Source organism: Halomonas llamarensis, assembly GCF_023555005.1.
Taxonomy (GTDB): Bacteria; Pseudomonadota; Gammaproteobacteria; order Pseudomonadales; family Halomonadaceae; genus Vreelandella; species Vreelandella llamarensis.
The window spans coordinates 199,354-223,118 of record NZ_JAMJPJ010000002.1 but is presented as its reverse complement, the minus strand read 5'-3'; the positions used below and the strand labels follow the sequence as shown (position 1 = coordinate 223,118).

At 56.6% G+C, this 23,765-nt stretch carries 19 protein-coding genes and 1 pseudogene; 10 read left to right on the top strand and 10 right to left on the bottom strand.

Translation table 11 applies throughout. The features are described from left to right. Position 1: 1 nt before the first annotated feature. Positions 2–1,204, top strand: coding sequence for a phosphoserine phosphatase SerB (gene serB / locus M8006_RS03035; protein ID WP_250079918.1), 1,203 nt, complete (start codon positions 2–4; stop codon positions 1,202–1,204). 60 nt (positions 1,205–1,264) lie between these two features. On the opposite strand, the gene M8006_RS03030 is transcribed toward serB, so the two are convergent. The 6 genes from M8006_RS03030 to M8006_RS03005 are packed head-to-tail and all read right to left on the bottom strand — an operon-like array spanning position 1,265 to position 7,094. Beyond that, complete coding sequence (locus tag M8006_RS03030) at positions 1,265–1,651, bottom strand: Na+/H+ antiporter subunit G (RefSeq protein ID WP_250079916.1); 387 nt, start codon at positions 1,649–1,651, stop codon at positions 1,265–1,267. A gap of 14 nt (positions 1,652–1,665) precedes the next feature. Next, a complete protein-coding gene (locus tag M8006_RS03025) occupies positions 1,666–1,935 on the bottom strand; it encodes a K+/H+ antiporter subunit F (protein ID WP_250079914.1) in 270 nt (89 codons plus the stop codon). Further along, on the bottom strand, positions 1,929–2,426 hold the full coding sequence (locus tag M8006_RS03020) for a Na+/H+ antiporter subunit E (protein ID WP_250079912.1): 498 nt from the start codon (positions 2,424–2,426) through the stop codon (positions 1,929–1,931). Before M8006_RS03020 ends, M8006_RS03025 begins: the two co-directional genes overlap by 7 nt. Then, positions 2,423–3,934, bottom strand: a complete 1,512-nt coding sequence (locus tag M8006_RS03015; RefSeq protein ID WP_250079910.1) for a monovalent cation/H+ antiporter subunit D — start codon at positions 3,932–3,934, stop codon at positions 2,423–2,425. Before M8006_RS03015 ends, M8006_RS03020 begins: the two co-directional genes overlap by 4 nt. Further along, complete coding sequence (locus tag M8006_RS03010) at positions 3,931–4,263, bottom strand: Na+/H+ antiporter subunit C (RefSeq protein ID WP_250079908.1); 333 nt, start codon at positions 4,261–4,263, stop codon at positions 3,931–3,933. The genes M8006_RS03015 and M8006_RS03010 overlap by 4 nt, the downstream gene beginning before the upstream one ends. Continuing rightward, entirely contained in the window at positions 4,263–7,094 is a 2,832-nt protein-coding gene (locus M8006_RS03005; RefSeq protein ID WP_250079905.1) for a monovalent cation/H+ antiporter subunit A, read from the bottom strand. The genes M8006_RS03010 and M8006_RS03005 overlap by 1 nt, the downstream gene beginning before the upstream one ends. A 255-nt stretch (positions 7,095–7,349) precedes the next feature. On the opposite strand from M8006_RS03005, the pseudogene M8006_RS03000 reads away from it, so the two are divergent. The 6 genes and pseudogenes from M8006_RS03000 (at position 7,350) to M8006_RS02975 (ending at position 17,338) form a co-directional block, all read left to right on the top strand. Next, positions 7,350–8,468 (top strand): annotated as a pseudogene (locus M8006_RS03000) (ISAs1 family transposase). A gap of 332 nt (positions 8,469–8,800) precedes the next feature. Continuing rightward, entirely contained in the window at positions 8,801–10,507 is a 1,707-nt protein-coding gene (gene leuA / locus M8006_RS02995) for a 2-isopropylmalate synthase (RefSeq protein ID WP_250079904.1), read from the top strand. A 76-nt stretch (positions 10,508–10,583) separates the two neighbouring features. Further along, positions 10,584–12,086 carry a DUF3375 domain-containing protein gene (locus tag M8006_RS02990; protein WP_250079903.1) on the top strand — a complete coding sequence of 501 codons (1,503 nt, stop codon included), beginning with the start codon at positions 10,584–10,586 and terminating at the stop codon, positions 12,084–12,086. A 2-nt stretch (positions 12,087–12,088) separates the two neighbouring features. Continuing rightward, the gene (locus M8006_RS02985; RefSeq protein WP_250079900.1) at positions 12,089–12,868 is read left to right on the top strand and encodes a DUF4194 domain-containing protein; all 780 of its coding nucleotides are present in this window, start codon (positions 12,089–12,091) and stop codon (positions 12,866–12,868) included. After that, on the top strand, positions 12,868–16,212 hold the full coding sequence (locus M8006_RS02980; protein ID WP_250079898.1) for an ATP-binding protein: 3,345 nt from the start codon (positions 12,868–12,870) through the stop codon (positions 16,210–16,212). Before M8006_RS02985 ends, M8006_RS02980 begins: the two co-directional genes overlap by 1 nt. Beyond that, complete coding sequence (locus tag M8006_RS02975; protein WP_250079897.1) at positions 16,196–17,338, top strand: Wadjet anti-phage system protein JetD domain-containing protein; 1,143 nt, start codon at positions 16,196–16,198, stop codon at positions 17,336–17,338. The genes M8006_RS02980 and M8006_RS02975 overlap by 17 nt, the downstream gene beginning before the upstream one ends. A 221-nt stretch (positions 17,339–17,559) precedes the next feature. On the opposite strand, the gene epmB is transcribed toward M8006_RS02975, so the two are convergent. Next, entirely contained in the window at positions 17,560–18,585 is a 1,026-nt protein-coding gene (epmB, locus tag M8006_RS02970; protein WP_250079896.1) for an EF-P beta-lysylation protein EpmB, read from the bottom strand. Between the two features lie 68 nt (positions 18,586–18,653). Here epmB and efp point away from each other — a divergent pair, with 68 nt between their 5' ends. Then, on the top strand, positions 18,654–19,220 hold the full coding sequence (gene efp / locus M8006_RS02965) for an elongation factor P (RefSeq protein ID WP_186255407.1): 567 nt from the start codon (positions 18,654–18,656) through the stop codon (positions 19,218–19,220). 71 nt (positions 19,221–19,291) lie between these two features. Then, positions 19,292–20,272, top strand: coding sequence for an EF-P lysine aminoacylase EpmA (epmA, locus tag M8006_RS02960; RefSeq protein WP_250079894.1), 981 nt, complete (start codon positions 19,292–19,294; stop codon positions 20,270–20,272). Between the two features lie 12 nt (positions 20,273–20,284). Here epmA and asd read toward each other — a convergent pair whose 3' ends face one another. From asd to rsgA, 3 genes are read right to left on the bottom strand one after another with little or no spacing between them, the layout of a single operon-like run. Then, the gene (gene asd / locus M8006_RS02955; protein ID WP_250079892.1) at positions 20,285–21,124 is read right to left on the bottom strand and encodes an archaetidylserine decarboxylase; all 840 of its coding nucleotides are present in this window, start codon (positions 21,122–21,124) and stop codon (positions 20,285–20,287) included. Between the two features lie 26 nt (positions 21,125–21,150). Beyond that, positions 21,151–21,993 carry a sulfurtransferase gene (locus M8006_RS02950; RefSeq protein ID WP_250079890.1) on the bottom strand — a complete coding sequence of 281 codons (843 nt, stop codon included), beginning with the start codon at positions 21,991–21,993 and terminating at the stop codon, positions 21,151–21,153. Next, positions 21,990–23,030, bottom strand: coding sequence for a small ribosomal subunit biogenesis GTPase RsgA (rsgA, locus tag M8006_RS02945; RefSeq protein ID WP_250079887.1), 1,041 nt, complete (start codon positions 23,028–23,030; stop codon positions 21,990–21,992). Before rsgA ends, M8006_RS02950 begins: the two co-directional genes overlap by 4 nt. 147 nt (positions 23,031–23,177) lie before the next feature. On the opposite strand from rsgA, the gene orn reads away from it, so the two are divergent. Beyond that, positions 23,178–23,762: an oligoribonuclease gene (orn, locus tag M8006_RS02940; protein ID WP_250079885.1), complete on the top strand. Its 585-nt coding sequence runs from the start codon at positions 23,178–23,180 to the stop codon at positions 23,760–23,762. Positions 23,763–23,765 lie beyond the last annotated feature (3 nt).

Below are 23,765 nucleotides of genomic sequence, written 5' to 3'. Positions count from 1 at the left end.
CATGAAACGCTGTTTAATTCGCACCACCGGCGTGGCACGCCCAGGGCAGCTTGCTGAGCTTGGAAAAGCGCTAGCGAAAAGCGGTGCACGCCTTTTGGATATCAACCAGAGCGTGACATTCGGCATGTTGTCGCTGGAAGCGCTGGTGGGGCTGGATCACGACAGCGCATTGGAAACTACGCTTTCAGAGGCGGGCGATGCTCTGGGGCTAGATGTCCAGGCGATCACTGTCAGCGCCGAGGATTACCACCGCTGGAGCGTTGAGGCGAGCCAGCCGCGTTTCATTTTGACGCTCTTGGCGCCGCGCCTGCCCGCCGGCATTCTCGCCGAAGTGGGCGGGCTAACCGCTGAATTTGGTTTGACCGTGGAACTGATTCATCGCCTTTCCGGACGTGAGCCCCTGGACGGCGAGGCACCTGTTCACGGTGCCTGCGTGGAGTGCTGGCTACGCGGTGAAGAAACCAACCTGGAAGCACTGCGCGAAAAAGCACTGGCGCTAGGTGTGCAGCACGGGGTGGATATCGCCCTGCAGGAAGACTCCATATGGCGCCGTCACCGCCGCTTAGTCTGCTTCGATATGGATTCGACGCTGATTCAAACCGAAGTGATTGACGAGCTGGCGCGTCGCCACGGCGTGGGCGAGGAAGTGGCCGAGGTGACGGAGCGGGCTATGCGCGGCGAACTCTATTTTCAGGAGAGCTTCCGCGAACGCATGAGTAAACTGGCAGGGCTAGATGAATCGGTACTGGCGGATATCGCCGCGAACCTACCGCTGATGGAGGGCGTTGAGCGGCTGATGGTGAACCTCAAACACCTGGGGTATCGCACGGCGATTATTTCTGGTGGCTTCACCTACTTTGCCCGCCATCTGCAGGAAACGCTGGGCTTTGATGAAATTCACGCCAATGAGTTGGTGATCGAGAATGGCAAGGTGAGCGGCGAGGTGCAGACACCAATTATCGATGCGGAACGCAAAGCTGAGCTGCTGGAGCAAATCGCCCTGCGTGAAGGGCTCACGCTGGATCAAACCATTGCCGTGGGCGATGGGGCCAACGATTTGAAAATGCTGGCCCAGGCAGGGCTTGGCATTGCCTTTCGCGCCAAGCCAATGGTGCGTGCCCAGGCGCGGCAAGCGATCTCCACGCTGGGCATTGATGCAGTGCTGTATTTGATTGGCTATCGGCAGATCGATTTGCTGGATTAAATACATAACCAGGCGCTTGAGCTACCTTTGCTCAGGCGCTCATTTCAGGCCTCAGCGGGTTCATCCGTGGCCTTTGTCGGGGTGCGGTACCGGCTTTTGGGCCACTTCCTCATCGCGCAGCTCCACCGGGTCACCTTCGGTGATGTCGATATGATTCAACTGCATGTGCAGTCCGGCCTTGGAGAGCAGGTGCGCGCTCACTGGGGCGGTGATAAAGAGAAATAGCGTGATCAATAATTCCTGAATATCGGGCTTGCCGTCCTGGCTCCAAAAGAAGAGCGTTGAGGCAATCAGCATGCACCCGATCCCTAGCGTGGTAGCCTTTGTTGGGCCGTGAAGACGCATATAAAAATCGCGCAGGTGCACCATCCCCATCGAGCCAATAAACAGAAAAATTCCGCCAGCGATAAGCAGTACGGATGCCAGCACTTCAACGATCCAAGACATAGTCACTCCTGCGTTTACTCGATGATGTCACCGCGCAAAATGTATTTGCATACCGCTACCGTGCTGATAAAGCCCAGCATGGCGATTAAAAGCGCCGACTCAAAGTAGGTTTTGGTGTTTAGCCATAGCCCTAACAGTACGATAAGGGCGATGGCGTTGATGTACATGGTATCAAGCGCCAGTACTCGGTCGGGCAAATCAGGCCCTACCATGAGCCGGTAAAGGTTAAACAGCAGCGCCATGATGACAAGTGCTAGCGTGATATAAAGCGCAACGGTCAGCATTCGTAAATCTCCTTGAGCGGTTGCTCATAGCGCTGACGGATATGCTGGATCAACGCCTCTTCGTCGCCCACATCGAGGGCATGAATCAGTAGTGATTTGCCGTCCATGCGCAAGTTGGCTGACACGGTGCCCGGCGTTAAGCTGATGGTGCTGGCGAGTAGCGTGATCGTGAAACGGTCTTCCACCATCAGCGGATACTCAATAAAGTGGGGGCGTAGTTTGCGCCACGGATTGGCGATTAAATAGGCGACTTCAAAATTGGCAATCACAATATCTTTGAGGACGCGTAGCGCAAAACGCAGCAGCAATAATGGCTTGCGAATGTGAGGTCTTGCGTCCCAAAAACGGTGAGTGAGAAGAGGAATTGCAATCGCCAGCGCAGCGCCGAGTACGATTTGGCCAAATGCAGTGCTGCGCACCAAAAGCAGCCAAACGAAAAGCAGTAGCAGAGATAAAACCGGCGTAGGTAACCACGGGCGCGGTGCAATCATGGGGTATCTCCTGCGTCATGCAACAGCGTTTGAATCATTGGCTGCGGGTCGGCTAGTTGAGCGGCAGTGGCTTGAGTGTATTCGCTCACTGGCCCGGCAAAAATAACCATCAGTGGCGCTGCACTCATTAGCCAGATCACCGCAAACCATTGCTGGCGTGGGAGTATCTTGCCGCTTGCGCTGCCGCGATGACTGCGCCAAAAAAGCGTTGAGCCTGCGCGGGAAAGGGCAATTAACGAGCTCAATCCTGCCAGCAGTAATAGCGGCCACAGCCATAGTTGTTGGCTGCCTTCTGCTGCATTGAGCATCAAGGCTTTACCCAACGCACCCGAAAGCGGCGGAAGCCCTGCCACCGCAATAGCGCCGATGAAAAACATAAGCACAAGCCCGTTGCCCTGTACCATCGGGCGTCCACGCACGAGGCGAGTACCTGTTTTGCCTCGCTGCAGGCCGATCATCTCCGCGAGCAGAAAGAGGCCACCGGTAATCAGTGTGGTATGGATCAGGTAATAAAGTAGTGCTGATACCGCTTGAGGGGTGCGCATGCCGATACCAACAAGTAGGGTGCCTACTGAGACTAGGACAAGATACGCTACCAACAAACGCAAATCTCGTGCGGCGAGGACACTTATGCCAGCAATGGCAAGCGTTGCCAGTCCAAGCCACCATACCCATGGCTGCTCTAGTGCGGCGAGATTTCCCGCTTGATCGCTGAAAATTAGCGAGTAGACGCGCAAAATGGCGTAAATACCAACTTTTGTCATGATAGCAAAGAGGGCAGCTACCGGCGCAGGGGCAGATGCGTAGGCGCGTGGCAGCCAGAAATAGAGTGGCAAAATGGCGGCTTTCAAACCAAATACGACCAGTAGCATCAACGCGCCCGCTGTAACGAGCCCTTCACGCTCGGCAGGCAGGTCACCCAAACGCTGAGCCATATCGGCCATGTTGAGTGTTCCGGTAGCGCCGTACAAAATACCCACCGCAATCAAAAAGAGCGATGAGCCCGCCAGGTTTAAGACCACGTAATGCACGCTGGCTTGAATTCTGGCTTTGCCACCGCCGTGCAGCAGCAGCGCGTAAGAGGCCAGTAACAGCACTTCAAAAAAAACAAACAGGTTAAACAAATCACCGGTCAGAAAGGCGCCGTTGATGCCCATCAGCTGCCACTGAAATAGGCCGTGAAAATTGCTGCCCTTTTCATCGTCACCCGCGCAGGCAAAGATGACGGCGCCAATGGCAAGAATCGAGGTAACCAGCAGCATTAAAGCGGATAAGCGATCAAGCACTAAAGCAATGCCAAACGGCGGTTGCCAATCACCCAGTGCATAGTAGGTGATCTCGTCGTCGGCCGCTTTGGTAATCAGAACCATTGAGACGAGTAGTAAAAGTACAGTGGCCACAACGCTGACCCAACGCTTGTAGCGCACTAAACCTTGGCGTTGATAGAGCAATAGAATGCCCGCGATTAGTGGTAGGACCACAGGGAAAACAATGAGGTGTTGAGTCATTCGCGAACTTCCTTTTTGCCGTCCACATGGTCATTGCCCGCTTCACTGCGCGCACGCATGGCTAAAATCACCACAAAAGCGGTCATGGCGAAGCCAATCACAATGGCGGTGAGCACGAGCGCTTGTGGCAGGGGGTCGGCAAAGTGCCCGTCTCGGTTAGCGAGGGCCGCACCATCGGTGGTTAAGCCGCCCATGGAAAAGAGAAACAGGTTCACGGCATACGAGAGTAGCGTAAGGCCGACAACGACGGGGAAAGTACGCCCGCGCAAGGTGAGGTAAAGTCCGCAGGCGGTTAACACCCCAGTGGTTATGGCGTAAAGCATCTCCATTAGCGTGTGTCCTTTTTGGGCGCGGGTGTGTCTGTTTCTTGTTCCGATGACTCAAGCATGGGGCGGTGGGACGTGGTGACCTTTCCGAGGTTGGCGAGAATCATCAGCGTGGCACCGACCACCGCGAGATACACCCCAAGATCAAATAGTAGCGCGCTCGCTAGCTCGAACCTACCAATCAACGGCAAGGTGAAGTAGCTAAACGTCGAGGTTAGGAACGGATACCCAAACAGCCAGCTGCCCAGGCCGGTGAGCGTGGCAACGGCCACCCCGACAATTGCCACGGGTTGGAAGGGGAAGTTCAACCTGTCTTGTGCCCATTCCACGCCGCGCGCCATGTAGAGCAAAATGAGCGCCACGGCCGTGATAAGCCCGGCAATAAAGCCACCCCCCGGCATATTATGCCCGCGCAGGAAGATAAATGCTGACACGAGCAGTGCCAAAGGCAGTAGCGCCATGGAAATCGACGTTAAAATTGCCGGGTAGCGATCAGGCGACCAAACGCGGCCTTCGCCATCACTGTGCGGAATGAATAGCCGTAAGCGGTTGAGTAGTTTGAAAATCGCAAGGCCTGCCAGGGCCAGTACCGTAATCTCGCCCAACGTATCGAAACCACGGAAATCGACCAGGATAACGTTAACGACGTTATAGCCGCCGCCACCTGGCTTGCTATTTTCGATAAAGAAATCAGAGATCGATAGCGTCTCACGAGTTAATACCGCGTAGTTCAGGCTCGCGACCACAAGCCCAAGCGCGCTTGCGAGCAAAATATCGCGTACGTTGCGCAGTGGGCTCGATTCCTGCGGAGTTTTTTGCGGCAAGAAAAAGAGCGCTAGCATCAGCAAAATCATCGTGACCACCTCCACCGAGAGCTGTGTCAGCGCCAGATCGGGCGCCGAGAAGCGGGCAAAGGTCAGTGCGACAAAAAGGCCAACGACCGAGAGCATGAGCAGTGATACCAAGCGATAACGATGCGTCGCTGCGGTGGCGACGCCACCAAATATCAGCATGCCAGCGCCAAGCAATGCCATGGCGTCAACGGGTTGATTACCCAATGCGCCGGTGAGGTCAGTGATTTGGGCAAGGCCGATCACGCCCATCACAAAGGCTGCAAACAGCAAGAGCCCCATGTAGCGCTGAAGGGAGTTACCCTCGACGACGGCGACACATCGCTCGGCCCAGTAGCCTAATGCCACAACTGCGCGTTCAAATGTACGCCGTGCATCGACGCCGACAAAATGTTGCGTAAATTGGCGTAAATCGCTGTGGCGCCAGTACATGACGGTGCCGAACACCAGCGCCGCGACGCTCATCATCAGCGGCAGATTAACGCCGTGCCAAATAGAGAGATAAAAATCAAACTGCTCGCCTAGCACGGCTTGAGTCGCAAGCTTGAGAAGCCCTGTGGCCATTAGGCCGGGGAATATCCCAACAATGACACACAGTACCACCAAGATTTCGACCGGCAGGCGCATCAGGTGCGGCGGTTCGTGAGGCGTTTTTGGCGGCGCTTTGCGCGCGGGCTTGTAGAAAATGGCGTGAACCAAGCGCAGCGAATAGGCAACTGACAGAATGCCGCCAAGAGTTGCTAGGGCGGGTAGCAGCCAGCTTAGCCCGCCGAGAACCGGCGTAGCCACTGTCTCGGTAAAGAACATCTCTTTCGACAAAAAGCCATTAAATAGCGGTACCCCCGCCATAGCAGCCGCGGCAAGCGTGGTTAAAAGGGCCGTGACGGGCATGGTTTTTTTCAAGCCGCCGAGCTGTTTTAGTTCGCGTGTGCCTGTTTCATGGTCGATGATACCCGCACTCATAAAAAGGGCTGCTTTGAACGTGGCATGATTCAAAATATGAAACAGCGCGGCGACCACCGCCATGGGGCTTCCAATGCCGAGCAGCACGGTGATTAGCCCTAAATGACTGACGGTGGAAAAGGCCAAAATGCCTTTAAGGTCGGTTTTAAATAGGGCAAACCAAGCCCCGTAAAGCAGCGTCGCCGTACCCACCAGGGATACAATCACGACCCAAAGCTCGCTGCCGGCAATAGCCGGATGTAGGCGCGCCATTAAGAAAATACCGGCTTTCACCATGGTGGCAGAATGCAGGTACGCGGAAACAGGCGTGGGCGCTGCCATGGCGTGGGGCAGCCAGAATTGAAAGGGGAACTGTGCCGATTTGGTAAAAGCCCCCAGCAGTACCAGAACAAGCATGACAGGGTAGCGCGGGTCGGCGAGAACAGTGTCGCCACTGGCCAGTACCACGTTAAGGTCGAAACTCCCCACGATATTGCCGAGCAGCAAAAAACCGGCGAGTAGAGCAAGGCCTCCCGCGCCAGTGACGGTGAGCGCCATCCGTGCGCCTTTACGGGCATCGCTTCGGTGCGACCAAAAGCCAATTAACAAGAATGAGGAGAGGCTGGTCAGCTCCCAGAAAAGCCAAAGCAGAATCAAGTTGTCGGACATCGCAATGCCGACCATGGACGCCATGAATAGCAGCAAGTACGCGTAGAATCGCCCGTATGGCTCTTCAGGGCTCAAGTAGAAGTGGGCATAGAGTAAAATAAGTAGCCCAATCCCTAATATCAGTAGATTGAAGAGCAGCGTGAGCCCATCAAGCCGCAAGGCAAGTTCGAGCCCGAGTTCAGGTAGCCAAGCGGCCGAGAACCGCAGCGTTTCGCTGTCTAGCAGGGCCGGCACTTGGCTTAGCGTTAGCAGCAGGGCAATCGCAGGTACAATGGCGGTCAGGCGAGTGCACAATGCGCGCTCACGCCGTCCGAGTAGCGCCGGCACCACAACGCCCAGCAGAGGCAGTAAGGCTATCCACAGCAGTATCATGGGAGGCATCCAATGGAAATATCTAAAATCGCATTGCACCGCTTTCAAAAGCGATGCAGCGACGTAGGATACAGCAGTCAGGCTAAGAGAGTATCAGCTCTGTAGAGATTTTGAAGATTTCGCTATTTAACGCCGTTCCCCGGAGAAGAGACGTAAAAACGCATGAAACGCCAAACACAGGGCTCCCGAATAATCGGTTTCGTATAGACAGATAGTTACGTAACCTACCTCATCTTCAACAAGGTGAGGTGTGATATGTCTTCGGATCTGATTTCCCATCTATCGGTCATCAAGGACCCTCGCGCCGACAAAAACAAGCTATACCCCTTGGAAGAGATTCTACTGCTGTGTATCTGTGCTGTCGTGAGTGGCGCCGATGGGTGGGCCGCCATTGCCGACTTCGGGCGCGACAAGCTGGATTGGCTACGGCAATTTCTTCCCTATGACCACGGCATTCCCTCCGAAGATTGCCTCGGCTGGGTGATGGCGCGACTGCCCGCCCACACGTTCCAGGAGGCGTTTGCGGCCTGGACGCAGGCCGTGGCACAGATCCAGGACGGCGATGTAGTCGCTATTGACGGCAAACGCCTGCGTCGCTCGCACGATCGTCGTAACGGCCGAGCCGCCCTGCATGTCGTGAGCGCATGGGCGAACGAGCAGCAGTTGGCTCTGGGGCAGGTGGCTACCACGGAGAAATCCAACGAGATCACCGCCATCCCCGAGTTGCTGCGCTTGCTGGAGATCCGCGGTGCCATCGTAACCCTCGATGCGATGGGCTGACAGACGGTCATCGCGGAACAGGTCGTAAGCCAGGGAGCCGACTACATTCTTGCGGTCAAAGACAACCAGCCCACTCTGTACGAGGCGCTGCGCGACTACTTCACCACGGCGCATGGGGGTGGCTTTGCCGGTGTTCCTATGACGTATTATGAGGAAACCGATACAGGCCACGGCCGCTGTGAAGTCCGGCGTTGTTGGCTTGTCGAAGATCTTCGGACCCTACCTGATCCTACGCAGTGGTCCGGTCTCCGGCGCATTGTCTGGGTTCAAGCCGAGCGTCATGTCGGTGATCAGATCAGCCGCGAAGACCGCTACTACATCACCACCCTGAGCGGTTCGGCCCAGGCCGTCGGCCGTGCTGTGCGCAGCCACTGGGGCATAGAGAACCAACTACACTGGGTTCTGGATGTCACCTTCCGCGAAGACGACAGCCGCATCCGCTGCAATCATTCGCCGGCCAACTTCAACACCCTGCGCCAGTTCGCCCTGAATCTACTCAAACGCCATCCGGATCGTCGTAGCATCAAACGCAAACGCCTCAGCGCTGCCGCCAACGATGAGTTCCGCGCTAACCTCGTGTTCCAACAGGAATGATTATCCGGGAGCCCTGACGCCAAACAGCATTGACAAACAGAGCACAGACTGATTCTCTAGAGGTATGGAAATACCAATGATTCATCTCGCACTAGACCTACGACTACTTAGCGCCCGCCTCTGATATTTCAGGGTCGGGCAATGCTGAATGCTTCTGGCATTGTCGTACGTTTAATTTTGCGAGGTCGTCATGGTTTCAAACGTTATCTACCCCCAACCATCTCAGCGCTGCTGCCGTTCCGCCTTTGACGCGGTTCGAAGCTGTGCGAGTATTATTTACGCCCCTTGGCCGTTCGCGGCAAAGGGGCGTTTTTTGTTCCAGGAGAGCCGCTATGATGTTGTCTGATCCCGCCCAAAAATACCGTCCTTTTGTCGCCGTTGACCTGCCTGATCGCCAATGGCCCAATCGTCGTATCGAGAAAGCGCCGATATGGACCAGCGTTGACCTGCGCGACGGTAACCAGTCGTTGATTGATCCGATGGATCACGAGCGCAAACAGCGTCTTTTCGACCTGTTGGTTGACGTTGGTTTCAAACAGATTGAAGTGGGCTTTCCTTCGGCTTCGCAAACCGATTTTGACTTTGTGCGCGCGCTGATAGAGCAGGATAAAATTCCCGACGATGTGACCATTCAAGTGTTGACCCAAGCGCGTCCACACTTGATTGAGCGTACCTTCGAAGCACTAAAGGGCGCCAAAAACGCGATTGTCCACGTTTACAACGCCACTGATCCGATGTTTCGCCGCGTGGTTTTCCAAGTGAGCAAGGACGAATGTGTCCAGATTGCGATGGATGCCACGCGTCAAATTCGTAAGCTGATGGAAGCCAGCCCAGAGACTAACTGGACATTCCAGTACTCGCCGGAGCTTTTTACCACCACGGAGATGGATTTTGCCGTGGAAATTGTCGAAGCGGTGATGGATACCTATTCACCGAGTGTTGATAACCGCATGATCGTTAACTTGCCCGCGACGGTCGAGGTGGCAACGCCCAATAACTATGCCGACCAGATCGAGTGGTTCTGCCGTCACGTCAAAAATCGCGATACCTTGATTGTCAGTGTTCATCCGCATAATGATCGAGGTACTGGCGTAGCCGCGGCAGAACTGACCCTGATGGCTGGCGCTGATCGGGTAGAAGGCACCCTTTTTGGCAATGGCGAGCGTACGGGGAACGTGGATATCGTCACCTTGGCGATGAATTTGTATACCCAAGGCGTGCATCCGGAACTCGATTTCTCCAACATTACGCCGGTTATGCGCGAAGTGGAGTATTGTAACCAGCTGCCGGTGCATCCGCGCCATCCTTACGTGGGTGATTTGGTGTTTACCGCCTTTTCCGGCTCTCACCAAGATGCGATTAAAAAAGGCATGGCGGATCGCCGCGCCAACCCCGACGCAGTGTGGGATGTGCCTTACCTTCCCATTGATCCGCTTGATGTAGGCCGCAGCTATGAGGCGGTGATTCGAGTGAATAGTCAGTCGGGTAAAGGGGGTGTTTCCTACCTGCTAGAGCAAGAGCACGGCATTGAGCTGCCGCGTCGCCTGTCGATCGAATTCAGCCAAGTAGTGCAAGAGGTCGCTGATCGCACGGGGAAAGAGATTACCTCGCAGATGATCTACCAGGCGTTTGCTGATGAGTACCTGGAGCAGACCTCGCCGTTTGCGCTGATTAATCACCGCCTTTCATCCGAACCGGATAGCCCCAAGGTGACCCTAGAAGCGGTAATTGAAGAGAATAGCGAGCGCCAAACGCTGCAAAGTGAGGGTAATGGCCCGTTAGCGGCGTTTATTAAAGCGCTGGCGGCTGCTGGCCACGATGTGGAAATAATCGACTACCACGAGCACTCCCGCGGCCAAGGGGCGGATGCGGAAGCCATCGCCTATGTGGAAGTGCGCATCAATGGCGAAGCTATCTTTGGTGTGGGCACCGATGAGAGTATTACCAGCGCCTCAATGAAGGGCGTGCTTAGCGCTATTAATCGTCATCACTCTACACAGGCGCCCGCAGCGAACGTAACGGCGGAGACGTTGGTTTAGGCGAAGCAATAATACGCAACTAGCGTAGGTATTAATATGACCCGCTTAGATATCAATATGGCCAGCTAAGGTAACAATGAATAATAGCCCCCAGCAACGCACGCGCCACTACATCGCTGCTCGCAAGCAGCACCCCGCTTGGCTGTTGCTGGCCTCGCCCCGTGCACCTCTGGTGCTGGGCTGTTTGACCTCGCTGTTTGAGTTCAGCGAAGACGGTATTGCTGAGGCGAATGCCCTAGAGGCATTGGCGAAGATGCTAAGTAGCTATGCGGCTCAGGAAGAATACGCCATCGACCCAGATAATACGCGTCTACAGGCCGGGCGAGAACTGCGGGAGTGGATTCGGCGTGGTTTGGTCATTGAACGTGGTCAGCGCTTGTATGCCACGGACGCTTTGTCATCGGCGATTCAGTTCATCGACTCGCTGGATAATCGCATTATGACCTCCACCGCATCGCGGTTGTCGGTGGTGCAGCGCGAAATCGAAAACCTGGAAGTGGGCCTCAACCCCAACCCCGAGAGCCGTAAGGCGTCGATCCGGCGCAAAATCCAACAGTTGGAGAGTGAGCTGGCCGACGCCGAAGCCGGGCATGTGCCGGTGCTTTCCGAGGCGGGGGCTATTGAACGTATCCGCGAGGTGTTTAATTTAGCCACCGGGCTACGGGCCGATTTTCGCCGGGTGGAAGGCTCCTGGCGCGAGGCTGATCGCCTGTTGCGCCAGTCGATCATGTCCGAGCACTATCACCGTGGCGACATTGTTGACCGTTTGCTGGATGGTCAGGAAGCGCTGCTGGATACCCCAGAAGGGCGCGTGTTCGATAGTTTCCTACAGCAGCTACGCCAGACCGCCGCGCTGGATATGATGCGCCAGCAACTACGCACTATTCTCGTTCATCCCGCCGCCGAAAAAGCGTTGAATAGATTACAGCGACAGGACCTTAAGCTGCTGCGCATGCGGCTGATACTGGAAAGCCAGGCGGTATTACAGGCGCGTTCGCGAAGTGAAAAGGACGTCAAAGGGTTTATTAAGACCGGCCTAGCAGCCGAGCATCACCGCGTTGGTCAATTGCTCAACGACATTCTCAATACAGCCCAGGATCTCGACTGGCAGAGCCAGAAGGTACGCCGGTCAGAGGTTTTATCGCTACCGCCGTTGGGCTTTGCCTTGGGTAACTTGTCGGTGGTCGAGCGGGTGCGGTTTAAATCGTTGGAAAATGAGAAGGACGAGGTGCTGGATCTTGCCCAACAGGCAAGTGACTTAAGCAGCCTTGAGGCCGAATTCTGGGACTCTCTAGACGGTCTGGATCGCGAGGCCCTGGTGCAGGAGACGCTGGCACTGCTCGCAGCAGAAGGGCGCCCGCTCACCCTGGCGGAGCTGGCCGAGCGCCTGCCGCCTAGCCACGACCTGGAGACCCTGGCGCTATGGCTGGGTATGGCCCGGGAAGCGGGCATTGAGATAACCGAGCAGGATGTTCAAGAACTGGTCATCAGCGACGATGAACACTGCGACTGGCTGTTCCGAGTACCTGTGGTCGCTTTGAGTGAACAAGCCTTGAGCGATATTGAGTGGGAGTTTTAAGCATGGCAGGCGTGTTTGACCGAATTGTCCGGCAGCCGGAGACGGATGAGACCAACGAAGAGCAGTCGCCTGATCCGTTTGATGGACAAGCGGATCAAGCGCATAGCGGTTCAGCCATCGACGCCGCGGGCGACACGGGGTGGGAGCATCAGGAGCAGAGCAGCCGTGATGCCCCCGCCCGAACCGACGTTAAGCTGCGTGAAGTGGCTCAGGCGCTGCTCCGCATGGGGCTCTTGGAGGAGAGCCAACGGCCGTATCACTACCGTGCGGCTCTTGTTGCCATGGAGCGGCTCAATGCCACGCTTGAGCCGCTGGATTTATGCGCCCGCGCTGATGAAATCCGGGGGCTGGTATTTCTGGCGGTACGTCATGGGGATGCCGATGAGTCCCAGGACGACTGGTCGCACCCGCTGGTGCGCAAGCAGCGGCTGAATCTGGAACAGACGCTGCTGGTAGCGATTTTGCGTCAGTACTTTATTGCCCACGAGCAGGAAGCGGGCACCGGCGCCGAAGACGCCATGGTGGCGGTAGACGAGTTGATTCCACAAATGCAGGTTTACCTCGGCGAGAGTGGCAGCGAGGCCCGTGAGCGTACCCGAGTGCTTCAGCTACTGGATCAACTCAAAGGCCACGGCCTGGTGTCGGCGCCGGATAGCCACGAGCGAATCGCCATACGCCCGATGATTGCCCACTTGGCCAATCCGGAAAACCTGACCGCCTTGTTGTATGAGTTAAAGGCAAGAGTGGCAGCCGAGAGTAGTGACCAAGGGGAGAGCGCGTAATGGCCACCACCACGCTTACCCAGCCTTCTCTACTGGAGGAGAACCAAGAGAGCGGTTGGCAACTGGCGCCTACCTATATTTTGCAAGCGTTGGAACTGTTCAACTGGGGCGGCTTCAGCGGCATGCACCGGGCCGATATTGACGCCCAGGGCAGTGCCATCATTGGCCCCACCGGTAGTGGCAAGACTACTCTGGTGGATGCCCTGATGACCTTGCTAACGGCCAACCCAAAATACAATCTTGCCTCCACCGGTGGCCATGAAAGCGACCGGGATCTGGTCTCCTATGTGCGCGGGGTGAGTGGCCCGGGGGATGGCGGCGAGGGCCAGTCGCATATCGCCCGACCCGGCAAGACCGTGACCGGCCTGGTGGCGACGCTCAGCAACGGCGAAAGCCTGGTGCGCATCGGCGCACTGCTGTGGTTTGACGGTACCAGCATGTCCCCGTCGGATATGAAAAAGCTATGGCTGTTCAGTACCACCCCCGAGCACACCTTGCAACGCTGGCTGACGCTACAGCAGGAAGGTGGTATGCGCGCCTTGCGGCAACAGGATAAAACCGACACCGGGATTTGGACGTACCCCAGCAAAAAGGGCTTTCTGGCGCGTCTGCGCGACTTTTTTGAAGTGCGTGATAACGCCTTTAACCTGCTTAATCGAGCGGCAGGGCTGAAGCAGCTCAACAGTATCGATGAGATTTTTCGCGAGCTGGTGCTGGATGATAACGCCCAGTTTCAGCGCGCCCGGGAAGTGGCTGATAGCTTCGATGATCTCACCGCTATCCATGAAGAGCTTGAAATCGCCCGCCGCCAGCAGCGCTCCCTGGAACCCATTAAAACCGGTTGGGAGAAGTACCAGCGCAACCAAACGCTGCTTGATGATCAGGAGACGCTTAGCCGGGTACTACCGGTATGGTTTGGCGAGCAGGCTCACCGGCTGTGGAAGGGCGAGGTCGAGCGTCTCCAGCAACAAACCCAGCAGGCCGAGGCCGAGTTGGCGTCGGCCGAAGAGCAGCACGCCCATCAACTTCAAAGCTGCGAGCGATTAAATGAGGCGTATCTGCGCCTTGGCGGTTCCGATATTAAGACGTTGGAAGCGTTGGTCAGCGAGAAACACGCCAACCTGGAGCGCTGTCAGCGCCATGCAGCAGAGTACCAGCGGTTGGCGCGTTATCTATCGTTTGATGATGGCATAGACCGTGAAGCGGTAGCGACCAACCAGATGCTGGCCGCCGAGCAGCGGCAGCTAAGTACCCAAGAACTCGAGGACGCCAAGCAGGCCGCCTTTGAACAGGGCAGCCAACGTTACCAGATCAAGCGTGAATGCACTGAGCTGCAAGAAGAACTGGCCGAGGTAAAAGCGCGCCCAGGGTCTAATATTCCGGGCCGCTTTCAACAGTTCCGCGCCTTGCTGGCCGATGCCTTGGCGCTCACTGAAGATGAGCTGCCCTTTGTGGCCGAGCTAGTGCAGGTGAAAGAGGGCGAGCAGGCCTGGCGCGGCGCGATTGAGCGGGCAATCGGCAGCCACCGGCTGCGTATTCTGGTACCGCCTGATGCCAGCCGCCAAGCGCTAAGCTGGATCAACAGCCGCCATAACGCCCTACATGTGCGCATCCTGGAAGTGAAGACTCCACAAGGTCAAGCGCGCTTTTTTGAGGATGGCTTTACCCGCAAACTCGACTATAAAGAGCATCCCTACCGGGAGGCGGTCAAAGAGCTGTTAGCCGGGCTGGATAGGCACTGCGTTACCTCCCCAGAGATCCTGCAGGAAACGCCCCACGCCATGACGGTAGAAGGGCTGATGTCGGGCAAGGCGCGCTTTTTTGACAAGCAGGATCAAAAGCGGCTCAGTGACGACTGGCAAACCGGCTTTGATAACCGCGACCGGCTGGCGGCGTTAAGCGTGCAAATCACCCAAGCACAAGAGCGATTGCGTCGCGCCAAGGCGGCAGAGGAGCAGGCGAAGGCCACACAGTCCGAGCTTGAACAGCAGGTGGTGGTGTTAACAAAGCTGTCAGAATTGGACTATGAGAAGATCAACACGCCCCACGCAGAGCGTGAATGGCAGCAGCAGCAGGATAAACTGGCCGCTTTGACCTCACCAGATTCCGATGCAGCGTCAGCCAAACGCCAACTGGAGCAAGCCCGGGATGAGTTGGCCGCGCTGGAGCAGCAAAAAACGCAATGCATCAAGCATAGCGCTCAGTTAAATAATCGGCTGGAAACAGCCCAAAAAGAGCAGAACCGAGCGTTTCGAAAAAGTGAAGTGAGGCTGAAGGAGCAAGAACGGACGCTTGCCGATGGCCATTTTTCTCCCGTTTATCAAAAGCAGCTGGTGGACGTAGATGAGCTAGAGCGGCAGGCTGCCGCGCAGTTGCAACAGCAGCTAACCACCTTGCGCGCTACCCAAAGCCGCTTGGAAAAGGAATTGGTAAAAGCCATGTCGGACGCTCAGCGCGAAGACCGCGGGGCGCTATCTGAGGTCGGGCGGGAGCTTGACGATGTACCCGACTACCTGGCGCGGCTCAACGTGCTAACTGAAGAAGCGCTGCCCGATAAGCAGAAGCGTTTTCAGGCGTACCTGACCGACTCTTCCGACCAAGGCGTTTCGCAGCTGCTGGCCACCATTGATGGGGAGGTGGAGCGGATCGAAGAGCGGCTGGAAGATCTCAATAACACCCTGCGGCGGGTGGATTTCCAACGCGGGCGTTACCTGCAGCTGGTCGCCAACAAGGTCGTCCACGAAAGCCTGCGCACCTTTACCTGGGCCAATACGGCACTTGCCTCGTCGCGGTTTGTAGAGGATGGCGGCGAAAGCCAATACAAAGCATTGCAGCATATCATCGACCTGCTGCGCGATGCCTGTGAACGTCAGCGTACCTTAGGCGCGCGGGCGCTATTGGATCCGCGTTTTAGGCTTGAGTTTAAAGTCGCCATGATCGACCGCGCCGATGGCCATGTGATTGAAACCCGCTCGGGCTCCCAGGGCGGTAGCGGTGGTGAAAAAGAAATCATCGCCTCCTATGTGCTTACCGCATCGCTCAGTTATGCGCTGTGCCCGGATGGCAGTCCCCGGCCGCTGTTTGGCACTATCGTCCTGGATGAAGCCTTTTCGCGCAGTTCGAATGCGGTGGCTGGACGCATCATTGCCGCGCTCAGCGAATTTCATCTCCACGCGCTGTTTATTACCCCCAATAAAGAGATGCGCTTACTGCGTAAGCACACCCGCTCGGCGGTGGTGGTTCACCGGCGTGGCAATGCCTCCAACCTGACGCTGATCAGTTGGCAGGCGCTGGATGCCGTGCGTGAAAAACGGCGTAAGAGGCTTGATGAAGTCCCCCAGTGATATTTCTGTTCGCCTGGCTAAGCAGTGGCAGCAGCCTTTTTGGCGGGTACAGCGGCTGTTGTCCTCCGAGAGCTGGCCGCTGGTGGTCTCTATCGGTAAGCCAACCAGCCGCCAGTTCGCCGATCAAACCGCCATGGTGCAAGCTCACGCGCAACGTTGGCGGCAAGTAACCGTTGGCCAGGTGGTGTTTCAAGACATCAACTTTCGGGCTGCTGCTGACCCGGTGTCACTCCCAGTGCAGTGGCTATTGCACACGCCCACTGAATGGGCCGCCGCCACGGCGGATGCCGAGGTGCAACAGGAGTTTGCGCAGTTGGAAACGCTGGTGGGGAGCGTCAACCCCGTCTACCGGGAAGCGCTGGTTCGCGAGCGTGCGCTATGGCGCAACAAAGATATTGGCGAGCTTATTGACGCCGCCCGCCTAGCGGATTTACTGCAGCCGGGCATCGCCGAAGGCCGCCCACTAAGGCTGCTCAAAGGGCTGGGGGTGGACACCAAGTTTATCGAGCGCAATGCGGTTTTACTGACACGCCTACTTGATGAGCGCTACGACGGGATGGTTAGCCAACAAGGGTTAAGCGGCTTTCTCGATGCTCCCGACGATAAAGATCACTGGCTGCTGGTGGTGCCATTGGAGCAGGGGCTGCTGCCCTTTCAGCGCCAGCGCATTACCGCCAGAGAGCTGGCGGATACTTGCCTGCCAGGCTCGCGGGTCGTAGTGGTCGAGAATGAGCAGTGTGAGCACCTGCTACCCACTATACCCGCCACCGTGGCGATTCTTGGCGCAGGGCTGGATGTGCACTGGCTGGCAGGTGTGGCACTGCAACATAAAGCGGTCGCCTATTGGGGCGATATGGATACCTGGGGGCTATTGATGCTGGCCAGAGCTAGGCAGTCTTTACCCTCTATTACCCCATTAATGATGAGCGAGACACACTTCAAAGCATCTTGCCGCGACAGCGCAGTGCCTGAGCCGGTACCCGCCGAATTGCCTGCAGCCGGCCTGAACGAGCGCGAAGAGGCTTTTTTCCATTTTCTCAAAGCCCAGCCCCAGGGGCGCTTGGAGCAGGAGTATCTGCCAGTGGAAGAGGTACAGCGTGAGCTGCTGGGGTGGCTGAATGATTGAAAAAAATGCTATCTAAACTACGCCTAGTTGACAAAGTCGTGCCTATAGCCTTCAGAGAATGCTATGAAAGCTAGCAATATCCATGAACCCAAAACACGCTTGTTGCTCAGGCGGAAGCAGAAGATTTTTTATTGCTTACGGCCGATGAAAGGGTGGCTAAGTACGCTGGCCCAAGTAGACGGATATAAGCACGGCGGTCTCAATGATCGATACATAACTTGTTAAAGTGGCGTTTTACTCGCTTCGCCTGGAATTTCACGCACTAAACGCGGCAACAAAAAACCCGGTAGTACGTTACGCAAGTCGGCAAGAAGTTCGCGGGCCTGCTCATCGGTGACATCAAAGTGTGCCGCCCCTTGCACCGGGTCGAGTACATGCAAATAGTAGGGCAAAATACCGGCATCGAATAAGCGCTCGGAAAGTTCGGCGAGGGCGCTAACACTGTCGTTTACGCCACGCAGCAACACGCTTTGGTTGAGCAGTGTTGCACCAGCCTGTTTAAGGCGCGCGCAGGCGTCGACCACCGCTTGGTTGATTTCGTTGGCGTGATTGATATGCAGCACCACGACCTTTTGCAGCCGCGTGCTTTCCAGCCAGTCGAGCAGCGCGTCATCGACACGGTCGGGAATCACCACTGGTAGCCGGGTATGAATGCGTAGCCGCTTCAGGTGCGGGATTTGCGCTAACTCGCCGACAAGCCAGGCCAGCTGGCGGTCGTTAGCCGCAAGCGGGTCGCCGCCGGAGAAAATGGCTTCTTGAAGGGAGGCGTCAGCCCGCAAGTAGTCGAGCGCCTCTTGCCACTGCGCGCGAGAAGGGGCGTGATCGCCATAAGGAAAGTGACGGCGGAAACAGTAGCGGCAGTTCACTGCGCAGGTGGGGCTGGCGATTAAAAGCACACGCCCGGCGTATTTGTGAATTAATCCTTTGGCTGGCTGGTGGTCAGCCTCCGCAAGCGGGTCGGTGACAAAACCTGATGGCGTCACGGTTTCCTCGCCTAAGGGAAGGACTTGGCGCAGCAGGGGATCGCTAGGATCGCTGTGCGCCATTCGGCGTATAAAGGCGTCAGGCACGCAGATATCAAACAGCGCATGCCCGGCGCTGGCACCTGGCAGCCATGCTTCGGGCAAACCCAGTCGAGTGCAGAGTGCAGCCGGATCGCGGATAGCGTTTGAGAGCTGCCGCTGCCAGGAGGCCTGTTGGGCCGCCGGGCCTGACGGTGAGGTGGCTAAAATGATCTTATCCTGCAAAAGTACCCTCCTTCGGGTTATCATGCGGCACACTTTCTTGCATGTTTGTACATTAATCGAGAGACAGTATGGCCAATTATTCTACCAATGAATTCAAGGGCGGTTTGAAAGTAATGCTCGACGGTGATCCTTGCTCGATCATAGAGAACGAGCTGGTCAAGCCGGGCAAAGGCCAAGCCTTTAACCGCGTCAAGCTGCGTAACCTGATGACCGGCCGCGTAGGGGAGCGTACCTTTAAATCGGGTGATTCGTTAGAGGGTGCCGACGTTATGGAGTTGGAGATGGAATATCTCTATAACGATAGCGAAATGTGGTACTTCATGAAAACCGACGGCTCCTTTGAGCAGTATGCGGTGGAAAAGAAAGCGCTCGGCGAGACCGAAAAGTGGTTGAAGGAGCAGGTACCTTATACCGTTACCTTGTGGAACGATAACGCGATCCAGGTATCAGCCCCTAATTTTATTGAGCTGGAAGTGGTCGAAACCGACCCCGGTTTGAAAGGCGATACCGCCCAGGGCGGTTCCAAGCCTGCGACCTTGTCTTCTGGGGCGGTGGTGCGTGTGCCGCTGTTTATCAATGAGGGGGAAGTCCTCAAGATTGATACGCGTAGTGGTGAATACGTCTCGCGTGCCTAAGAAGGCGCCAAAAACGCAACATAGTGACAGCCACGCCCCTGGGCGTGGCTTTGTTTTTTGGAGAAAAGCCAATGACGGAAAGTTGGCGACCGACGGCAATGATCGAGACGCTGCGTGAGCGAGCCCGTTTACTGGCGAGCGTGCGCCGCTTTTTTGCGGCGCGCGATGTGCTTGAGGTGGAAACGCCGGTTTTAGGGCAGGGGGGCAGCACCGATGTTCATCTGGTCTCGCTTTCCACGATGGCGCGTACTGATAGAGGTCAACGTCGGCTGTGGCTGCAAACCTCGCCGGAATTTCATATGAAGCGGTTGCTGGCAGCAGGTAGCGGGCCCATTTTTCAGCTCGCAAAGAGCTTCCGCGATGGCGAGGTGGGCGCCCGGCACAACCTCGAATTCACTATGCTGGAATGGTACCGCCCAGAATTTAGCCTGGCAGATCTGATTGAGGAAACGACCACCCTGGTCGATAATATGTTGCCCCGTTTTCACGGGCCGGTGGTGCATTACCGCTATCGTCAGCTTTTTCATACCTATTTGGCGGTCGACCCGTTCACGACGTCACTTGAGGTGTTGCGCAGGCTCGCGGCTGAGCGCGGTCAGATGCCGACCGGGGCGATGGCGAAGGAGGGACGCGATACGTGCCTCGATTTGTTGATGGGGCTGGTGATTGAGCCTCAATTGGGAAACAACGAGCTGAGTGTGGTGATGGATTACCCAGCAAGCCAGGCGGCACTGGCCCGCCGCCATCAAGACACGGACGGTGAGTGGGTCGCCTCACGCTTTGAGCTTTATCTAAACGGCATTGAATTGGCCAATGGTTACGATGAACTGACCGATGCGGCTGAGCAGCGTGCCCGCTTCATTGAAGATAATGCCGAGCGCCGACGCTTGGGCTTGCCCGAGGTGGACGTGGATGAACGCCTGCTGGCCGCCCTTGAGCATGGCATGCCGGATGGGGCTGGGGTGGCGCTGGGTATTGACCGCCTGGTTCAACTGGCGCTTGGCAAAGCACGCCTGGAAGACGTGCTGGCGTTCTCGACGCCTAATTGTTAAACATCACCGCTATCAGCTATCAATAATTCCCAGCGACTCCCCCATGCTGACCATCGTGGCGAGGGGGCGCTCTTCGAAATAGACCGGTTTGGCAAAGCACATCACCACTGTGGAGCCGAGCTTGAAGCGGCCCATTTCAGCGCCTTTTTCCAGGGTGATGGGTTGGCCAAACTGCATGCGCTGAGGGTGGCCGGAAAGCGGCGTGACCTGGCCCAACCAGACGGTTTCAATCGCCGCGACAATCATGGCCCCTACCAGCACCATGGCCATTGGCCCCTGTTCGGTATCAAAAATGCATACCAGGCGTTCGTTGCGGGCAAAGAGGCCCGGCACATAGTTGGCCGTGGCCTGGTTGACCGAGAATAGCCTTCCCGGCACGTAAATCATTTCGCGCAACGTGCCGGTCATCGGCATGTGTACGCGGTGATAATCCTTAGGCGACAGATACACCGTGGCAAAACTGCCACCGAGAAATTCTTCTGCCAGTGCCGTATCGCCACCGAGCAGGGTTTGCGCGGAGTAGGTATGCCCTTTAGCTTGCACGAGCTGGCCAGCCTGGAGGCGGCCGTACTGGGAAAGCGTGCCGTCGGCGGGGCTGATGATGCCTTCGTGAATCGGGCGGGCATTGGCTTTGAGCGCGCGAGTAAAAAAGTCGTTAAAGGTGGTATAAGCCGCCGAGTCTGGCTCCAGCGCTTGGCTCATATCCACGTTAAAACGCTGGATAAAAGTTTTGATTAACGCATTTTTAAGCCACGGGGTGTCGCACTCGGCAAATTTACCCACCAGACGGGAAAGTCCGTGGTGGGGTAGCGGGTATTGCATCAACGCAAAGGCTTTTTGGGAAACGGTCACGGTCGTGTTATCGCTTTTTGATTGGATCACTTCTCGATCGGCGTGTCGTCGCGGTTGCCCCACTCGCCCCAGGAGCCAGCATAGCCGCGCATGTTATAGCCCAGCGCCTTGCCAACCAACCAGGTGAAGCTGCTGCGGTGGTGGCTCTGGCAGTGGGTGGCAATTTCCATCTCTGCGGTTAACCCCATTGCCTCAAGCTCGGTGACAAGCTCGGCGTAGTCGCGGATACGCAGATTGCGTTCGCGGTCCATCGCGTTGAGCCAATCCATGTTGACTGCGCCCGGGATATGACCTAAATGCTTGTTGTTGCCCAATTCGCCGTTGTACTCGCCGCTTGAGCGTGCATCCCAGATGGCGAACTGCTTGTCATCTAGCCGCTCTTTGATCTCATCGCAGGTAATGCGCACCTGGGGATTGAGAATCTCAGCGTGGTACTCGCTCGGGGTCGGAGCGCTGGGGGGCGTGCTTTCAGGCAGGCCCTTACCGCGCCACGCGTGAATGCCGCCATTTAAATAAGAGTAGCGGGTATGCCCGATCAGCTCTAATGTCCACAAAAGCCGTGCCGCCCAGCCGCCGCCTTCGTCGTCGTAGGCGACGACATGGGTATCGCGGGTAAGGCCGAGCGTGCTGAATAGCCGCGAAAGTGCCTCAATGCTAGGAACGTCGTTGGGAACAGGCCCTTCGCCGTGCATCAAGTAGCGGAAGTCTAGGAAAATGGCGCCGGGCACATGGCCCTGGCGATAGCTGTCAGCGCTTGCCGGTACATCGATGACGAGTAGCTGGGGATCGTCCAGGCACGCCTGAAGCTGTTCGGGCTCAACAATCAGCGGCAGCACGTTGGTTTCAGACGAATGGCTCTCGGTGCTCATGGGCGACTCCTTAGGGGTTCAGCGTTCAAGCTATCAACAATACGCCTGTAGCTGGCAAATCGTTCTGGATGGATATTGCCTGCCTCGACCGCTTCAAGTAAAGCACATCCCGGCTCAGCACGGTGGCGGCAGTCGCGAAAACGGCAGTGACCGATAAACGGCCGGAACTCAATGAAACCGTCGGTGACCGCCTTTTCATCAAGATGAATCAGGCCAAATTCACGAATCCCTGGCGAGTCGATCAATTCACCGTCGATGACTTCATCCGTACGCATGGCATAAAGCCGTGCCGTTGTCGTCGTATGGGTGCCTTTGCGCGAATCTTCAGACAGCGCCCCGATGCGCAGGGTTTCATCGGGCAGCAGCAGGTCGATGAGCGATGACTTGCCCACGCCGCTTTGGCCGACAAATACCGACGTGCGTCCTTCAAGCTGGCGACGCAGTGCATCCAATCCTGAATCTGTCGCGGTCGTCGCGCGTACCACGGTGTAGCCTAAATGGCGGTAGCGCTCCAGTAGCTGCCCCAACTCGCCACCATCGTCCGGTAGTAAGTCGGTTTTATTGAGCACCAGCACGGGTGCAATACCGGTGGCTTCGGCAGCGACTAAATAACGGTCGATCAAATTGGGATGAGGCGCGGGTTCGACAGCAAAAACGATGAGTATCTGGTCAATATTGGCCGCTACCGGTTTGAGCAAGCCGCGTGCATCAGGGCGCTTGAGCACGCTTGCGCGTTCGTCGCGGGCCACCACTACCCCGGAGCCTTCCTGACCGGCCCGCCAGATGACGCGGTCGCCGGTCACCAGTCCGTCCAGATTGGCACGCAAGTGGCAGCGCACAGGCACACCATCGGCATTGCGCACCTCTAGCGTGCGCCCAAAATGTGCCATCACGCGACCCGGCTGTTCGGCCCCGTATTCGCCAGCGGCAAGCTTCTCGGCATCCTGTGTATCGCGCTTTTCAGCGCGTTGGGCACGTTCTGACTGAACCTTCTCGACCCGCCAGCGCTGCTGTCGGCTTAATTTACGTTTGCTCATGGCCACCTGATCGTCGGTACCGCTTATCAGCACGTGTCGATGAACACGTATCCAAAAGGGTATTCATAGGTACAATAGTGCGTATTGTACGGATTTTTTTTGTCGGTGGGGCTATTTGGCCGCTACCGCGTGAAAGGGGAATTGAGCATGAGCGAAACGCGCGCGCCACGCAAAGATTTGCTGGTCTGGATTGATTTGGAAATGACCGGTCTTGACCCAGAGAAAGAGCGCATCATTGAGGTGGCTACGCTGATCACCGATGCTGATTTAAACGTTGTGGCAGAAGGCCCGGTCATCGCGGTGAAGCAGCCCGACAGCCTTCTCGATGGCATGGATGAGTGGTGCACCAAGACGCACGGAGAGTCGGGACTCACGGCGCGCGTTAAGGCGAGCCAAACCGATACGGCTAGTGCTGAACGTGAAACGTTGGCGTTTTTGCAGCACTATTCGGTGGCAGGCTCATCGCCAATGTGCGGTAACAGCATCCATCAGGATCGGCGCTTTTTAGAGCGTGAGATGCCCGAGCTTTTGGCCTTTTTTCACTACCGTAATTTGGATGTGTCGACTCTCAAGGAGCTTGCTAAGCGCTGGAATCCCGGCGCCACGGCTGGCTTTAAAAAACGTAATGCGCACTTGGCGATGGATGATATAAAAGAATCTATCGATGAACTAGCGCATTATCGCAATACTTTCTTGCGCGTGGACGTTACCTCCGACGAGGAGGAGGAGTGAGTG

What these genes read in the sequence shown, in the direction of transcription:
- serB (WP_250079918.1), top strand. Translation starts at nt 2, where the DNA reads ATGAAACGCTGTTTAATTCGCACCACCGGCGTGGCACGCCCAGGGCAG.
- M8006_RS03030 (WP_250079916.1), bottom strand. Translation starts at nt 1,651, where the DNA reads ATGTCTTGGATCGTTGAAGTGCTGGCATCCGTACTGCTTATCGCTGGC.
- M8006_RS03025 (WP_250079914.1), bottom strand. Translation starts at nt 1,935, where the DNA reads ATGCTGACCGTTGCGCTTTATATCACGCTAGCACTTGTCATCATGGCG.
- M8006_RS03020 (WP_250079912.1), bottom strand. Translation starts at nt 2,426, where the DNA reads ATGATTGCACCGCGCCCGTGGTTACCTACGCCGGTTTTATCTCTGCTA.
- M8006_RS03015 (WP_250079910.1), bottom strand. Translation starts at nt 3,934, where the DNA reads ATGACTCAACACCTCATTGTTTTCCCTGTGGTCCTACCACTAATCGCG.
- M8006_RS03010 (WP_250079908.1), bottom strand. Translation starts at nt 4,263, where the DNA reads ATGGAGATGCTTTACGCCATAACCACTGGGGTGTTAACCGCCTGCGGA.
- M8006_RS03005 (WP_250079905.1), bottom strand. Translation starts at nt 7,094, where the DNA reads ATGATACTGCTGTGGATAGCCTTACTGCCTCTGCTGGGCGTTGTGGTG.
- leuA (WP_250079904.1), top strand. Translation starts at nt 8,801, where the DNA reads ATGATGTTGTCTGATCCCGCCCAAAAATACCGTCCTTTTGTCGCCGTT.
- M8006_RS02990 (WP_250079903.1), top strand. Translation starts at nt 10,584, where the DNA reads ATGAATAATAGCCCCCAGCAACGCACGCGCCACTACATCGCTGCTCGC.
- M8006_RS02985 (WP_250079900.1), top strand. Translation starts at nt 12,089, where the DNA reads ATGGCAGGCGTGTTTGACCGAATTGTCCGGCAGCCGGAGACGGATGAG.
- M8006_RS02980 (WP_250079898.1), top strand. Translation starts at nt 12,868, where the DNA reads ATGGCCACCACCACGCTTACCCAGCCTTCTCTACTGGAGGAGAACCAA.
- M8006_RS02975 (WP_250079897.1), top strand. Translation starts at nt 16,196, where the DNA reads ATGAAGTCCCCCAGTGATATTTCTGTTCGCCTGGCTAAGCAGTGGCAG.
- efp (WP_186255407.1), top strand. Translation starts at nt 18,654, where the DNA reads ATGGCCAATTATTCTACCAATGAATTCAAGGGCGGTTTGAAAGTAATG.
- epmA (WP_250079894.1), top strand. Translation starts at nt 19,292, where the DNA reads ATGACGGAAAGTTGGCGACCGACGGCAATGATCGAGACGCTGCGTGAG.
- M8006_RS02950 (WP_250079890.1), bottom strand. Translation starts at nt 21,993, where the DNA reads ATGAGCACCGAGAGCCATTCGTCTGAAACCAACGTGCTGCCGCTGATT.
- rsgA (WP_250079887.1), bottom strand. Translation starts at nt 23,030, where the DNA reads ATGAGCAAACGTAAATTAAGCCGACAGCAGCGCTGGCGGGTCGAGAAG.
- orn (WP_250079885.1), top strand. Translation starts at nt 23,178, where the DNA reads ATGAGCGAAACGCGCGCGCCACGCAAAGATTTGCTGGTCTGGATTGAT.